At 37.8% G+C, this 15,162-nt stretch carries 11 protein-coding genes; 8 read left to right on the forward strand and 3 right to left on the reverse strand.

All coding sequences use genetic code 11. The features are described from left to right. The first annotated feature begins 30 nt into the window (after nt 1–30). The 3 genes from cydD to GJV51_05285 are packed head-to-tail and all read left to right on the forward strand — an operon-like array spanning nt 31 to nt 4,117. Nucleotides 31–1,758: a thiol reductant ABC exporter subunit CydD gene (cydD, locus tag GJV51_05275; protein QGM25409.1), complete on the forward strand. Its 1,728-nt coding sequence runs from the start codon at nt 31–33 to the stop codon at nt 1,756–1,758. Then, nucleotides 1,755–3,479 carry a thiol reductant ABC exporter subunit CydC gene (gene cydC / locus GJV51_05280; GenBank protein QGM25410.1) on the forward strand — a complete coding sequence of 575 codons (1,725 nt, stop codon included), beginning with the start codon at nt 1,755–1,757 and terminating at the stop codon, nt 3,477–3,479. Before cydD ends, cydC begins: the two co-directional genes overlap by 4 nt. Next, nucleotides 3,479–4,117 (forward strand): N-acetylmuramidase, encoded by a 639-nt coding sequence (locus tag GJV51_05285; protein ID QGM25411.1) that lies wholly within the window; start codon nt 3,479–3,481, stop codon nt 4,115–4,117. Before cydC ends, GJV51_05285 begins: the two co-directional genes overlap by 1 nt. Before the next feature lie 23 nt (nt 4,118–4,140). Here the strand turns inward: GJV51_05285 and GJV51_05290 are convergent, their stop codons facing one another. After that, nucleotides 4,141–4,638 (reverse strand): GNAT family N-acetyltransferase, encoded by a 498-nt coding sequence (locus GJV51_05290; GenBank protein ID QGM25412.1) that lies wholly within the window; start codon nt 4,636–4,638, stop codon nt 4,141–4,143. 184 nt (nt 4,639–4,822) lie between these two features. Here GJV51_05290 and pcrA point away from each other — a divergent pair, with 184 nt between their 5' ends. The 4 genes from pcrA to GJV51_05310 are packed head-to-tail and all read left to right on the forward strand — an operon-like array spanning nt 4,823 to nt 10,750. Continuing rightward, nucleotides 4,823–7,072 (forward strand): DNA helicase PcrA, encoded by a 2,250-nt coding sequence (pcrA, locus tag GJV51_05295; protein QGM25413.1) that lies wholly within the window; start codon nt 4,823–4,825, stop codon nt 7,070–7,072. After that, nucleotides 7,069–7,557 (forward strand): AAA family ATPase, encoded by a 489-nt coding sequence (locus GJV51_05300; protein ID QGM25414.1) that lies wholly within the window; start codon nt 7,069–7,071, stop codon nt 7,555–7,557. The genes pcrA and GJV51_05300 overlap by 4 nt, the downstream gene beginning before the upstream one ends. Nucleotides 7,558–7,565: 8 nt before the next feature. Beyond that, a complete protein-coding gene (gene ligA / locus GJV51_05305; GenBank protein ID QGM25415.1) occupies nt 7,566–9,608 on the forward strand; it encodes an NAD-dependent DNA ligase LigA in 2,043 nt (680 codons plus the stop codon). Continuing rightward, nucleotides 9,608–10,750, forward strand: a complete 1,143-nt coding sequence (locus GJV51_05310) for a CamS family sex pheromone protein (protein QGM25416.1) — start codon at nt 9,608–9,610, stop codon at nt 10,748–10,750. Before ligA ends, GJV51_05310 begins: the two co-directional genes overlap by 1 nt. 28 nt (nt 10,751–10,778) lie before the next feature. Here GJV51_05310 and GJV51_05315 read toward each other — a convergent pair whose 3' ends face one another. Then, nucleotides 10,779–11,468, reverse strand: a complete 690-nt coding sequence (locus tag GJV51_05315; GenBank protein QGM25417.1) for a hypothetical protein — start codon at nt 11,466–11,468, stop codon at nt 10,779–10,781. Nucleotides 11,469–11,546: 78 nt separating this feature from the next. Further along, nucleotides 11,547–13,601: an AAA domain-containing protein gene (locus GJV51_05320; protein ID QGM25418.1), complete on the reverse strand. Its 2,055-nt coding sequence runs from the start codon at nt 13,599–13,601 to the stop codon at nt 11,547–11,549. A gap of 454 nt (nt 13,602–14,055) precedes the next feature. Between GJV51_05320 and GJV51_05325 the strand changes: the two genes are divergently transcribed. Further along, nucleotides 14,056–15,063, forward strand: coding sequence for an MreB/Mrl family cell shape determining protein (locus tag GJV51_05325; GenBank protein QGM25419.1), 1,008 nt, complete (start codon nt 14,056–14,058; stop codon nt 15,061–15,063). The last annotated feature ends 99 nt before the right edge of the window (nt 15,064–15,162 follow it).

Consider the following 15,162-nt stretch of genomic DNA (forward strand, 5'->3'; position numbering starts at 1 on the left):
GCAATACTCTTGTTTAACAAATATAAAAATATGATAGACAAAAGACTTTTTTCGTTACCAGGTATCATTAGTACTTTAATAATCTTAGTTATTTTGACAGGAATTCAAGCATTTTCGATTATATTCCAAGGTGTTTTCTTGGCCCAATCAGTTACTGATTTATGGCAAGGTAAAAGTATTGATCAAACATTCATCAATGTGTTACTTTTTGCTTTTTCTTTTGTGATGAGACAATTATTGATTGTGTTAAAAAATAACTATATGTCGAAGTTTGCTGACCATACAGTGGAAAATTATCGTAAACAATTGTTAGCTAAGTATGCCGAAATTGGTCCTAGTATTATTAAACAGTCTGGTACAGGGAATGCAGTCACAACACTAGGAGCGGGGCTGGATAATGTTAAAAACTATTTCCAACTACTACTGATTAAAGTTTTTGATTTGGGTATTATTCCGTGGTTAATTTTGATATATATCGCTTATCTTAAGTGGGAACAGGGACTATTTTTGTTGCTCGTATTTCCGGTGGTGATTTTATTCTTCATCATTTTGGGTTTGGCAGCACAAAGTAAAGCTGATGCAGAGTTTGCAAATTTTAAGAATTTAAATAATCGATTTGTAGATGCTCTGCGCGGTCTGCCAACCTTGAAGCAATTAGGCCTGTCCCAGTCATATGGAGACGAAATTTATAGTATTTCAGAAGATTATCGAAAAACAACTATGCGAACACTAAAAATTGCGATTACATCAACGTTTGCACTTGATTTTTTCACAACATTATCAGTTGCAATAGTTGCTGTGTTTTTGGGGATGGATTTAATGAACGCCAGAATGACGCTTTTTCCGGCGTTGACTATCTTGATCTTAGCGCCAGAATATTTTCTTCCTTTGCGTAATTTTGCTGATGATTATCATGCCACTTTGAATGGTAAAAATTCACTCACTGATGTTTTGAAAGTAATTGACACCAAAATTGTCAACCAACAAGATGAATTCCAATCAAATGAGTGGCAAGCAGATAGCGAATTAGTATTGAACGATGTGCAGTTTTCTTATGATTCAAAAGTCACCTTGAAAGAGATTTCGCTACATGCTAAAGGTTATCAAAAAATTGCTTTGGTTGGTGAAAGTGGTTCTGGCAAATCTACACTACTTAGTATTTTGGGAGGCTTCTTAAAACCTGAGCAAGGAACAATCAATATCAATGGACAGGAGATGAAGCATTTAACACAACAGCAATGGCAGAAACAGTTTTTTTATATGCCACAAACGCCTTATATTTTTCATGAATCGTTACGTGATAATATCAGATTTTACGCACCAAGTGCTAGTGACGAAGCAATCAACGAAGCTGTTGAAAAAGCCGGTTTATCTGGTTTAATTGATGAATTACCAGACGGGTTAAATACTGTAATTGGTGAAAGTGGGCGTCAATTATCTGGCGGGCAGGCGCAGCGTGTAGCCTTAGCAAGAATGTTGCTAGATTCATCTCGTAAAGTGCTCTTGTTTGATGAACCCACAGCTCATTTAGACATTGAAACTGAAATTGACTTAAAGAAAACGATGTCAACTATTTTGAATAATCACTTAGTTTTTTTCGCAACACACCGGTTACATTGGTTAGATCAAATGGATTTAGTTATTGTAATACGTGATGGGCGCATTGTGGAAACGGGTGTACCTAGTGTTTTGCTAGCTGATACTAATAGTGCTTTGAATAAGCTGCGTCATGAAATGCATAAAGGTGGTCTGAAATGAAGCGATTAAAAAAAATATTGTTACAAGACAGATGGATTCTTCCATTCTTACGTCAACAAAAATCTGGTCTCTTTTGGTCGATATTTTTAAATTTTATGATAACCTTCGCCGCCGGTGCCTTAATGTTTGTGTCTGGCTTTTTAATTTCACGTTCTGCTCAACATCCTTCTAATATTCTCATTATTTATGTGCCAATTGTTCTGACACGTGCATTTGGTATTGCTCGTCCAGTTTTTCGTTATGCACAGCGTTTGGTGTCACACAATTGGGTATTGCGTGTCGTTTCGAAAACACGTAAACGGTTATACGAAAGTGCTGCTAGTACGGCTAGTAGCATTCGAGGACAACTTCAAACAGGTGAAGTGCTTAGTTTGCTTGCTGACGATTTAGATCGTTTACAAAATCTCTACCTTAGAACACTTTTCCCATTGGGTTCTGGTATGGTGTTGTACCTTTTCCTCACAATAGCAATTGGCGCAATTAATTGGCTATTCATGTTGTGGTGGTTTGTAATGTTGGCTATTATCTTAGTTGTTGTGCCATTATTGAGTTTGACAGTGAACTATAAAGGGGTGCGGCAACAAAAAGCATTACAGCAAAGCCTTTATACAGATGCAACTGATGCTATTTTAGGATTGCAAGATTGGGTGCTATCAGGAAGACAAGAAGATCTAGTACAAAATCAAGGCGAAACAATGTCAAAGTTGGCGCATGTTAAAAATCAAAGTATGAAATTTGGCTGGTGGCGTGATTTTGCCATCCAAGTGTTAGCATTGATATTGGCTATAACAACTTTAATATGGGCAACAAATCAGTTTTCTGGTAATTTAAGTACAGTTAATTATATTGCAGCTTTCACACTTGCAATATTTCCTCTAATTGATAGCTTTATTGCTGTAAATCAAGGTGTAAGTGAATCTTCATTTTACGAAGATAGCATTATGCGTTTAAATAATTTACCAGAACCAGCATTGCTACAGGAGAATCGACACACAATCAACTCAGCAGTAATTAATTTTAATCAAGTTACATTTAAGTATGGAGACAAAACAATTGTTGATAATTTGTCATTTAAAGTTCAACCTAAAGAAAAAATTGCGTTACTTGGTCGTTCAGGTGCAGGTAAAACAACGTTACTCAAGCTTTTGGCAGGTGATATCCAATCATCGTTGGGTGAAGTAACAATCAATGAAATGCCAGTCCAGAACTTACAAGGTAACATGTCTAGTTTAGTAGCTGTATTAGATCAACAGACATATTTGTTTGATACAACGATTATGAACAACGTACGTATGGGGAATATTCATGCTACTGATGAACAGGTTCAACAAGCAGTTGAAAAGGCTGGCTTACAGCCACTAATTAATTCTTTATCCAACGGATACAATACACAGATGCAGGAAGCAGGAACACGATTTTCTGGTGGAGAGCGACAAAGATTTGCCTTAGCACGAATCATGCTGCAAGATGCGCCAATTGTCGTGTTAGATGAACCAACAGTATCACTAGATCCTAAAACAGAGTACGAGGTTTTGTCCCAAATATTTTCAGTTCTCAAAGACCGAACGATTATTTGGGTCACTCATCATTTGACAGGAATCGAAAATGTTGATAAAGTTTACTTTTTAGAGAATGGAAAATTCACGTTGAGCGGTTCACCGGCTGAGTTGCAGCAAACTTCAGCAAGGTTTAAACAATTATTACTCATGGATCAATATTAATGGCAAAAAAAAAGCGAAGAAAATCAAAAAAAGGATTACAGAAACAGCGATTACGTTTACTGTGTGGCTTGCTAGTTACATTGGTTATTTTAGCTACCATCACATCAAACACTGCGATTTACAAAAGGCCTCAAAACAATCAAATCAGTACAAATAGTGAAGAATCAAAAAAGGTGGCTTGGATTAATGAGTTAGCACCATACGCGCGTGAATTGCAAGAAGAATATGGAGTTCTTGCATCAATTAGCATTGCACAAGCTATCTTAGAGTCCGACTGGCACACAAGTACGTTGTCAACAAAGTATAATAATTTATATGGTATCAAAGCGGATGCAGGACAAAAAAGTGCTGTATTACCAACGCAAGAGTATGTTAATGGTGAATGGATTACCATTCAAGGACGTTTTGCGGCTTATGATAGTTGGCAAGAAAGTATGAAGGCACATGCAAAACTACTACATGGTGGTACGAGTTGGAATGCAAAACAATATCAACATGTACTGGATGCAGACGATTACGCTTCAGCTGCCAAAGCACTGACACAGGACGGTTATGCGACTGATCCTAATTACGCTAAAAAGTTAATTACAATTATTCAAACTTGGCATTTGGAAAGGTTTGATGCAACAAAAAAGTAGACGTTAGTCTACTTTTTTGTGTTTTAAAATGTAAATTCATGTGAGAAGATACCCATCATTAAACTGTCATGGTATTCTCCTTCAGCAAAAAAGTGTTGACGAAGGGTCCCTTCAGGAATGAAACCAATTTTTTTATAGATGTGGATAGCAGCTGAATTATTCACATCAACATACAAATAGACTTTATGCATATTCAACACCGTGAAAGCATACTCTATTCCTGATCTCATAGCAGCTTGTGCATACCCGTGACCTTGGAACTCTGAATGGATAATGATTTGAATTTCTGTATGTCTATGTAGCGTATCGATATCCATTAATTCAACGACGCCGATAAAACGATCATTCTCTTCCACAACAAAACGACGTTCTGTTTGGTCTAAAATATGACGATCGTAAAGAATTTGTAATTCATCAAAAGAGGTATAAGGTTCTTCGAACCATAACGCCATCACTTTGCGTGAGTTTTCTTGTTCATAAATATATGGGAGATCTCTTTTTTCAAGTGGTCTTAATTTCATAGAATCCTTTTTTCTTTCAATATGATTTTACTGTTGATTACCCTTATTATTTTATCATTGATATAGGGCTATATGCATAGAAATGTCAGAATATTGACGGGTGCATGTCTCGACGAGCCATTAGAGTTATTACATGAAAAATGGTAAAATAAAGGAAGTTATTTTTACAAGTAAGGATATAAAAATGCCAATTGAAACCCTAATTCAAGGAATGAATGAAAAGCAGTCAGAGGCTGTTCAAACCACTGAAGGACCACTATTAATTATGGCTGGTGCTGGTTCTGGTAAGACGCGCGTCTTGACACATCGTATTGCCCATTTGGTGCAAGATAAAAATGTATACCCATGGCGCATTTTGGCAATTACATTTACCAACAAAGCAGCTCGTGAAATGCGTGAACGTATTGCGCAACTAGTTGATCCAGAAATAGCAAGAGAAATTTGGGTCTCAACATTCCATGCTATGGCTGTTCGAATTTTACGTCGAGATGGTGAGAGAATTGGCCTAGCACGTAATTTTACAATTATCGATACAAGCGCACAACGCACGTTAATGAAGCGGGTTATTAATGATTTGAACTTAGATACGAATCAATATGACCCACGCACAATTTTAGGCACGGTTTCTAATGCGAAGAATGATATGTTGACAGCTAAGGCTTATGCTAAGCAGGCTGGCAATGTATATGAAGAGACTGTCGCCGAAGTGTATGCCGCATATCAGGCAGAGCTACGTCGCGCTCAGAGTGTTGATTTTGATGACTTAATTATGTCAACAATTGATTTATTCAAACAAGCACCAGACGTTCTGGAACGGTATCAAAACCAATTTGAATACCTGCATGTCGATGAATATCAAGATACCAATGATGCACAATATACAATTGTTAATTTACTGGCGAAACGTTCACGTAATTTAGCTGTTGTGGGTGATGCAGATCAGTCTATTTATGGTTGGCGTGGTGCTAACATGAATAATATTTTAAATTTCGAAAAAGACTATCCAGATGCACACACTGTTTTGCTTGAACAAAACTATCGTTCAACTCAGAATATTTTAGATGCAGCGAATGCAGTTATCAATAATAATAATGAGCGCATAGATAAGAGACTTTGGACCGAAAATGGCAAAGGCGATAAGATTACCTACTATCGTGCGCAAACAGAACGAGACGAAGCTAACTTTGTCTTGGCCAACATTCAAAAATCACGCCAAGATAAGAATACCGCATACAGTGATTTTGCAGTATTGTATCGCACGAACGCTCAGTCACGTGGTATTGAAGAAGCTCTTGTGAAAGCTAATATGCCGTACACTATGGTTGGCGGACATAAGTTTTATGAGCGTAAAGAAATTCTTGATATCATGTCATACATGAATTTGATGACAAATCCTGCTGATAATGCAGCGTTTGAACGAGTAGTTAATGAACCTAAACGTGGTATTGGTGCAACATCAATTAATCGGTTACGGGATTTTGCCAATCGAATGAATTTGTCTTATATGGGTGCAATTGAAAATATTGAATTAGCACCAGAAATTACAGCTAAGGCAGCTTCAAAATTAATTCAGTTTGCTGAAATGATGCACAATTTACGTCAACAGACTGAATTTTTAACTGTGACTGAACTTGCTGAATTGGTGATGACCAAATCTGGCTATCGCCAAAAGTTAGCTGAAAAAAATGATCCTGAAAGTCAAGGTCGTCTAGAAAACTTGGAAGAATTTTTGTCAGTTACAAAAGAATTCGACTCAAAGTATAATCCGGACGATCCTGAATCTGTTGATCCGATGACTGATTTTTTGAGTTCAACTGCATTAATGAGCGATTTGGACGATTTTGAAGAAGGTGATGGTGCAGTTACCTTAATGACCTTACACGCAGCTAAAGGTTTAGAGTTTCCTGTTGTCTTTTTAGTAGGTATGGAGGAAGGTATTTTTCCTTTGTCACGGTCTATGATGGATGATGATCAATTGGAAGAAGAACGTCGCTTAGCTTATGTTGGTATTACAAGAGCGATGAAAAAATTATATCTAACTAATGCTTTTTCACGCTTATTGTATGGTCGTACGCAAGCAAATGAACCTTCGAGATTCATTGATGAAATTTCAAACGAATTATTGGATACGCAATATGGTGGCATCTCATCTTCTTCAAATGACCGTGCTTTCCCATTTGATAAGAAAATGCAGCGAGCCACAGCCACAACTTACAAGACGGCTAGTCCGGTAACCAAAACTACTTCAGGACAAACTGGTGCTGATAGTATGGTTTGGCAGCCTGGTGATAAGGTGTCTCATAAAAAATGGGGTATTGGTACGATTGTTTCTGTGTCGGGATCTGCACAAGATCAAGAATTAAAAGTTGCTTTCCCATCAGAAGGGGTCAAGCAGTTATTAGCTGCTTTTGCACCAATTAAACGAGCAGAATGACAACGCTAGTTATTATACGTGGTAATTCTGGTAGTGGTAAAACAACATTAGCTCGTCAATTACATCATGTTTTAACAGATAGTCTGCTAATATCTCAAGACATTGTTCGTCGGGAAATGCTTAATGTTAAAGATGAAGTGGGTAATTTATCAATATCGTTAATTAAAAATTTACTTGAGTTTGGTAATCAACAAGAACAGTTTGTTATACTAGAGGGTATTTTAAAAAGCAGTGTTTATGGCCCAATGATGCGTGAACAAATCCAAGACTTTGATCAAGTGGTTACGGTTTATTATCGCTTATCCTTGAACGAGACAGTACGACGTCATTATACTAAACCAATCACTGAGTTTACTGCTATTGATTTAACGCGTTGGTATCAAAGTGATGACTCACTTCACATAGAAGGTGAAATGATTTTTGATGAGTCTGTGAGTTTGCTGATGGCGGAAAAACAAATACTTACTAAAATAAATGAATATTGAGGTTGAGAATGTTACCAGATTTTACGCCAATTGAAAAATTAACAACAAAAGACGCGCAGCAAGAAACCGCGCGATTACAAAAGCAACTAGTACAATATGGCACAGCCTATTATGAAGAAGATGCACCACTAGTTGAGGACTACATTTACGATGCATTATATGCGCGATTAGCTGCGTTAGAAGAAAAATTCCCACAATATGTGACCCCGGATTCACCGACACAGAATGTTGGTAGCGCAGATACCAAGGCTGAATTACAAAAAGTAGTACATCCTGCACCGATGTTATCGTTAGGTGATGTATTTAGCTTGGATGAACTTAATGACTGGGATGCAAGAACAACCAAGTCGCTTGGAAACCAAGCATCTTATAATTTAGAGTTGAAAATTGATGGATTAGCAGTTGCCTTGACCTATGTTGATGGGGAACTTGTACAAGCTTCTACACGTGGGAATGGTATCGTTGGTGAGGATGTTACAGCGAATGTAAAAACAATTAAGGCAATACCCAAAAAGTTGACTGAACCATTAACCATCGAGGTACGTGGAGAAATCTATATGCCTAAAGCTAGTTTTGCTGCTCTAAATAAGCAGCGGGAGGCTGATGGTCTAGAACCATTTGCTAACCCTCGTAATGCTGCCGCCGGTTCCTTGCGTCAATTAAACGTTAAAATTACTAAGTCACGAAACTTATCAGCTTTTGTATACTATACAGCTGAACCTGAAATACTCGGAGTAACAACTCAAAGTGGTGCGTTAGAGCGATTTGCAGAATTAGGTCTGCCAACAGACACACACAATCGTGTCATTCATAAAATGGCAGATATAGCTGACTATATTGCTAAGTATACCTCGGAGCGTGAAAGCTTGTCTTATGGTATCGATGGTGTCGTCGTCAAAGTGAATCAACTAGACTTACAGTTTGACTTAGGACATACAGTTAAAATTCCACGTTGGGCTATCGCTTATAAATTCCCTCCGGAAGAAGCCTTAACAATCGTTCGTGACATTGAATGGACTGTCGGACGAACTGGGGCGGTAACACCTACTGCAGTTATGGATCCAGTTTTGTTAGCAGGTACCACTGTGCAACGCGCTAGCCTGCATAATCCTGATTATTTAATGGAAAAGGATATTCAAATTGGTGATACGGTTACGCTACACAAAGCAGGTGATATCATTCCAGAAATCGGACAAGTCATTTTAGACAAACGTCCTACAGACAGTGAAACTTATCATATTCCGACAAAATGTCCTGCCTGTGACTCCAATTTAGTTCATATTGAAGGTGAGGTAGCACTCCGCTGTATTAATCCATTCTGTTCAGCTCAAATTCAAGAAGGATTAACACATTTTGCATCAAGAAATGCGATGAATATTGATGGCATGGGACCAAGGGTTGTCGGTCAACTATTAAAGGCAGGCTATATTAAAGACGTAGCTGCCATTTATCGCATAACGGTTGAACAATTACTAACGTTAGATAAGTTTCAAGAAAAATCAGCTGTGAAGTTAATTGATGCAATTAATAATTCAAAGGAAAATTCTCTTGAACGCTTATTATTTGGTTTAGGAATTCGCATGGTTGGTGCAAAAGCGGCTCGCTTGATAGCAGAAAAGTTCAGGACCTTATCAGCTGTTTCAAAGGCCTCGGTTGAAGATATCGCAAATATCAATGGGATTGGTCAGACAATTGCCGAGTCAATTGTACAATACTTTAGTACACCAGAATCTCAGCAACTACTTGTCGAACTAGATTCTTCTGGTGTTAATCAATTATATTTATCTGACACAGTGATTGACGAAAATTCATTTTTTTATGGTAAAAAGGTAGTCTTAACTGGTAAACTAGAACAAAGTAGTCGCCCTGCTGCAACAAAATGGTTGCAAGATCATGGCGCTAATGTCGCCGGATCGGTGTCAGTAAAAACAGACTTAGTTATTGCAGGAGAAGCTGCAGGTAGTAAACTGGATAAAGCCAATCAATTAGGTATTACAGTTTGGACCGAACAACAGTTTGTTGATGAACAAGTAAAAGAGGACGGAAAATAATGAAGCGGATTGGTTTTCGTGGTTATACAGCGATTATAGTTGGTATTTTGATTATCGCTGTTGGCATTTTATATTTTTTTAATGTGAATCGTGTCACACTAACAACAAGTAAAAAAACAAGTGGGGTCCAGTTGACCCAGAGCACGCCGGGTCAGTACCAAACAGTAATCAAAGATGGTCGTTATTTAGTGAGTGCAGCTCGTGGTATCACGTCAACTTCTGAAACAAATAATCTTGATGTGAAAAACTTTGAGTCATCACTGCTTGATTTGGCCAAAACACATTTCAAAACAAGCAGCTATATTTTTCAGGAGGGACAATATTTGAGTTCGTCTACTGTTACTTCATTACTTGAACGTAAAAGTAACAGTAATAGTAATGGATTAAATCCGGAAGATAACGGTAAAACAGATAGCTCACGTAATCCGATTTATATTCAAACACTGACCGAACAGGATTTTATGACTAAAAATGGTGACGACCTTAAGTTAGCTGGTATGGTTATCGGTGTAGCGATGAACACGCAGGATGAATACCAAAAAGAAGAGTATGGTGCTACCTATACACAAAATATTTTAGATGCTGATCGCATAGCTTATGGTGAAAAAATTGCACCAGAAATCATCAAAAAAGTGCGAGAACAAAAGGGAGTTGATTCAGATACGCCTATTGTCATTGCTATGTATGCTAATTCCAAAACAGATTCATTAGCATCAGGAAACTTCTATGCAGAATCTACCAGCAGTAACGGGATTAACTTGAAAGAATGGACTAATATTAATCAAAAGTCTATTGTTTTGCCTAAGGAATCAACTGATACATCAAGCTTAGGTTCAGAAGCTAACACATCTTTTGCTAATTTTAAAAATGATGTTTCGAATTTCTTTCCTAACATAGCTGGTGCTACGGCAGTCGCTAATTTTAAATCAGGTACGCTTTCTAGTATGAAGGTCACAGTCACAACACAATTTTACAGTCAAACTGAGATTGAAAGTTTTGCGACATATGTATCTCAATCAGCACTAAAATTCTTACCAACTAATGTACCGATTCGAATAATTATTAAAGCTGCCAACGAAATGCAAGCAATTCTAGTTCGTAATTCAGGGGAAAAAACATTTACAACAACAATATTAGATTAAAAAAAATCGACCAACTTGGTCGATTTTTTTATAGCTTATTAATATAGATACTGTTAATCCATCCTTTGGTAGCTATTTTATACCAAACAATATTGTTATCATGGACTTCTTCCGCGATTGCCACAAAGTCACCATCGGAGAGACTTCCGATTGGTAACCCATATGGTTCAGCATAAACTTCTATAGATTGATTAGGAAGGAAATTAACAACCGCGTTAGGCTGATTGCTTTTACTCTTTTCTGTATCATTAAAATAGTTAATATTTTCAACTTCTGGCGCTGAGTCTGATAATTTCATTTGTGTAGCATCATAACGAATCCAGTGGTGGTCACCAATTTGATACCAAAATTGACCATTGCCAGAAATAGCGCGTAATTGTGTTGCCCAAAAAGTATTTGGATTTAAGTTTGTCGTAACGTTTGATAAATTATCTGGTTCTAGAAAAACTTGTACACTAGTCACTGTTTCAATAAACATGTTAATACGGTGTACAGCTTGCCATACTTGAGGCCGATAGTAAAGCTCTAATGATTGAGGTAGGTTACCAAACAAACCTGTCAAAGATCCTGAATTGTCAATATACTGATAATTATCGATATCGAAAATTTCGATTTCGTAAGGTGTGCCTGCTTTGCCATCTAATCTTGTTGGTTCGTGTAACTCATCACCAGTTGCTATATTTTTATAATAAACCCATACGGGCGATGTATTTGCCATAATATCCCCTTTGAATATACCTACATATTATATCATAAACAAAAAACGACTCGAAAGTCGTTTCACATCACACGTAAATTAAATTTTATTTACAGTAGCTGGTTCTGGCTTAACTTCACTAATAATAAATTCGTCATTTATAATATCAGCTTGTAAATGATGAACATCTGGGTGTTCTAAATAGAAATCGGCGATACCATCCGCAATTTTATCTTGCATGACACGACGAAGAGGTCGAGCACCCATCGCAGGATCATAACCAAGTTCCACTAATTTCTTTTTAGCATCAGTACTTAAATCAATGTGCAACCCGTTGTCGGATAAATTATCATTCATGTCAGTCAATAACAAGTCGACAATATCTAGCAAATGATCTTGTGACAATGGTTGGAAATCAATGATATCATCTAATCGATTCAAGAATTCTGGACGGAAATAATTTTCTAAACGTTGCATCAAACGATTTTGTTGATCAACTTGAGCGAATCCCACAGGTGTATTTCCTGTATCTGTCGAACCAGCATTAGAAGTCATAATAATAACAGTGTCTTTGAAGCTCACTATGTGACCTTGTGCATCAGTTAGGCGACCATCATCAAGAATTTGCAAGAACATATTCATTACATCTGGGTGCGCTTTTTCTACTTCATCAAAGAGGACTAAGGAGTAGGGGCGACGACGAACTTGCTCTGTTAATTGACCAGCTTCTTCATAACCGACATAACCGGCAGGAGCACCAATCATTTTAGAAACAGTATGTTTTTCCATGTACTCTGACATGTCAAAACGAATCATAGCATCTTTGCTACCAAACATTTCCTTAGCTAATTGCTTGGCAGTTTCAGTTTTACCAACACCGGTTGGCCCGACAAATAGGAATGAGCCAATTGGACGGCCAGATTTTGTTAGGCCAATACGATTACGGCGAATTGCCTTAGCTACTTTCTCTACTGCCTCATCTTGACCAATAACATGTTTGGATAAGTTTTTATCCAAATCCTTCAGTTGATTAGCCTCGTTTTCTTTTAGAGCTCCGACAGGAATGTCGGTTTTATCTTCAACAATCTTTAAGATATCTTGCTCTGTTACTGTTTGTGGCTTTGACATCTCGGGGTGAGCCTCGACTTGTGCCTTCTGTGACTCAAGTTGGTTTACCTGATCACGCCAGTAGCTGGCTTTCTCAAAATCCTCTTTATCAATAGCTTCTTGCTTTAATTTATCAGCTGATTCGATATTTACTTGAATAGTTTTGGGATCTGCAACTTTCATTGTCAAATTTTTACGTGATCCAGCTTCATCAAGTAAATCAATTGCCTTATCTGGTAGAAATCTTTCTGGAATGTAACGATCAGAAAGCTCAACAGCTGCTTGAAGAGCAGAATCACTAAATGTGACATAGTGATACTTTTCATATCGTTCACTAATTCCTTCTAAAATTGTGATAGTTTCTTCTTTAGAAGGTTCTTCAACTTGTACTGGTTGGAAACGACGGGCAATGGCACCATCTTTTTCAATCTTTCGATACTCATTTAAGGTTGTTGCACCAATTAATTGGAACTCACCACGAGCTAGGGCAGGCTTCAAAATATTACCTGCATCCATGCCGCCTTCAGCATTTCCGGCACCCATGATTTCATGGATTTCGTCAATGAACAAGATGACATCGTCGCTGTTTGTAACTTCTTTCATTAATTCACGCATCCGTGCTTCGAATTGACCACGCATGCTCGTACCTTGAACTAAGGCAGACATTTCTAAACGAATAACTTCTTTATGCTGTAACTTTTCAGGTACCTTTCCAGTTACGATAGCTTGAGCTAGTCCTTCAACAATAGCTGTCTTACCAACACCAGGTTCACCAATGAGTACTGGATTATTCTTTGTACGACGATTTAAAATTTCAATTGTGCGAGCAACTTCGTTATCTCGACCAATAACAGGATCGAGCTTACCGTCGCGAGCTTGTTTGGTCAAATTAATACCGAACTCATCAAGTAAGCGTCTTTTTTTATTACCGTTATTATTTTTTTGTGCTTGTGTATTTTGTTGTCCTTGTGCTTGCGCCATTTGTTCATTCATTGCGCGAAACATTTCATCTAAATTACCAAAACCAAACGAATCTTGTTGTGCCATATTTTTACTTAGTGTGAAGCACCATGGAATACAGTTATTGCATTTCACCACAGTATTGCACACGATTCCTTTCTGTAGGTTATGCTTTAATTATAACATGATTTGAGAAAAATACAATTTAAATTAGCACTCTTTTAATTAGAGTGCTAATTTAAAAAATGTTACAATATTAGTGAGGTGAGTGATGGATTATACACAAGCATTGAATGATTTACGTGATGGAAAAATAGATGAGCTTCAGGTGACACCAGCAGTGTTTCCAGAATTTCAAAGAGCATGGGCGAATTTTGCATATCAGAATACTATACGTGGTATTGCTCATGCTCATGGTAAAGTAACATACGTTCGCTCAAATTGATGTGCGAATTAACTCATTTTTATGCTACAATACTATAAGTTAAGTAAAATTTAAATGTGTTGCAATTGCAGTAGTAACACGATAAGGGGCAGTACAGTGGCATTTTCATTTGGACAAAAAAATGTTGGTATCGATCTGGGTACCGCTAACACATATGTATATATCGAAGGTCGGGGCATCATATTACGTGAACCATCAGTAGTTGCGCGTAATACACAAACCAATGAAGTCGTTGCTGTAGGTTCTGAAGCTAAAGACATGTTAGGTCGGACGCCTGCAAGTATCGCTGCTATCCGTCCAATGCGTGATGGTGTTATTGCCGATTACGATACAACTGTTGAAATGATTCGCTATTATTTGCAAAAAGCACTTGGCGGACGTATTGGTAAACCTTATGTAACGATTGGTGTACCTTCGGGAGTAACAGCGGTTGAAAGACGTGCTGTTATTGATGCTGCTCGTGTTGCTGGTGCGCGTGATGCTTATGTTATAGAGGAACCATTTGCCGCAGCGGTTGGTGCTGGATTACCGGTTATGGACCCTACTGGATCAATGGTTGTTGACATGGGCGGTGGAACAACTGATGTTGCGACAATTTCATTGGGCGGGATTGTTTCAAGTCGTTCAATTCGTATAGCCGGAGATAAGCTAGACGAGGCAATAGCTAATTTTGTGCGTAACAAATATAACGTTACCATTGGTGAGCCAACAGCTGAAAGGCTCAAAATCGAAATTGGTGCTGCGTCACTTGCTTTAGCAAGAACTTTACCAAATGCTACGGTTAGAGGTCGGGACTTATTGACTGGTTTACCTAAAACTATTGATGTCACCGCCGAAGATGTTGCCACATCAATTCAAGAACCAGTGCAAGAAATCGTGGCAGCTATTCGTGAGACGTTAGAATCGACACAGCCTGAGCTAGCTGCAGATGTTATTGATCACGGTATGATTTTGACTGGTGGTGGGGCTTTATTACGCGACATTGAAAAAATTATTCAAGATGCAACTAAAGTGCCAGTCTTAATAGCTAACGAGCCATTAGATGCAGTTGCTATTGGTACTGGTGAGGCGTTGAAATCTATTGATGTCATGCGACAAAAGTAAGGGTAGTTTAAAATAGCGTGGCGCTTGCGCTACGCTTTTATTTATTTTTAAGATTTAATGTCAAATAAAAGTTTCTAAATTAAAACAAAGTAACGTACC

The sequence above is a fragment of the Leuconostoc mesenteroides subsp. mesenteroides genome (genome assembly GCA_009676745.1).
Taxonomy (GTDB): Bacteria; Bacillota; Bacilli; order Lactobacillales; family Lactobacillaceae; genus Leuconostoc; species Leuconostoc koreense.

Bases quoted from the DNA above. Each gene is read 5' to 3' on its own strand.
- cydD (QGM25409.1), top strand. From the start codon at position 31: ATGATAGACAAAAGACTTTTTTCGTTACCAGGTATCATTAGTACTTTA.
- cydC (QGM25410.1), top strand. From the start codon at position 1,755: ATGAAGCGATTAAAAAAAATATTGTTACAAGACAGATGGATTCTTCCA.
- GJV51_05285 (QGM25411.1), top strand. From the start codon at position 3,479: ATGGCAAAAAAAAAGCGAAGAAAATCAAAAAAAGGATTACAGAAACAG.
- GJV51_05290 (QGM25412.1), bottom strand. From the start codon at position 4,638: ATGAAATTAAGACCACTTGAAAAAAGAGATCTCCCATATATTTATGAA.
- pcrA (QGM25413.1), top strand. From the start codon at position 4,823: ATGCCAATTGAAACCCTAATTCAAGGAATGAATGAAAAGCAGTCAGAG.
- GJV51_05300 (QGM25414.1), top strand. From the start codon at position 7,069: ATGACAACGCTAGTTATTATACGTGGTAATTCTGGTAGTGGTAAAACA.
- ligA (QGM25415.1), top strand. From the start codon at position 7,566: ATGTTACCAGATTTTACGCCAATTGAAAAATTAACAACAAAAGACGCG.
- GJV51_05310 (QGM25416.1), top strand. From the start codon at position 9,608: ATGAAGCGGATTGGTTTTCGTGGTTATACAGCGATTATAGTTGGTATT.
- GJV51_05315 (QGM25417.1), bottom strand. From the start codon at position 11,468: ATGGCAAATACATCGCCCGTATGGGTTTATTATAAAAATATAGCAACT.
- GJV51_05320 (QGM25418.1), bottom strand. From the start codon at position 13,601: ATGGCACAACAAGATTCGTTTGGTTTTGGTAATTTAGATGAAATGTTT.